This window comes from Pseudoalteromonas sp. 19-MNA-CIBAN-0066 (assembly GCF_040308705.1).
GTDB classification, from domain to species: domain Bacteria; phylum Pseudomonadota; class Gammaproteobacteria; order Enterobacterales; family Alteromonadaceae; genus Pseudoalteromonas; species Pseudoalteromonas nigrifaciens.
In genome coordinates, this window is the sequence record NZ_JBEONZ010000298.1 from 1 (window position 1) to 255 (window position 255).

A 255-nucleotide genomic window follows, 5' to 3' on the forward strand; every position below is an offset into this window, starting at 1 on the left:
ACCATCCACCCCATTCTTAGCCCCGCTGCACGGTAGGTTTTTGCTAAACCATTAAAAGTAATGATTGGTACATCATCACACAGTGAGCCGATTGAAGTATGCGTTATACCATCGTATAAAATCTTTTCGTAAATCTCATCGCTCAATAACAGCAGTTTATGTTCACGCGCTATATCAATTAATTGCATTAACAAATCGTCACTGTAAACCGCACCTGTCGGATTATTAGGATTAATTAATACCAAAGCTTTAGTT

At 38.0% G+C, this 255-nt stretch carries 1 protein-coding gene; it reads right to left on the minus strand.

Annotated features, from left to right (window positions below):
• On the minus strand, positions 1-255 hold a 255-nt coding region (locus AAEZ18_RS19210; protein ID WP_352256025.1), incomplete at both ends, for an aminotransferase class I/II-fold pyridoxal phosphate-dependent enzyme.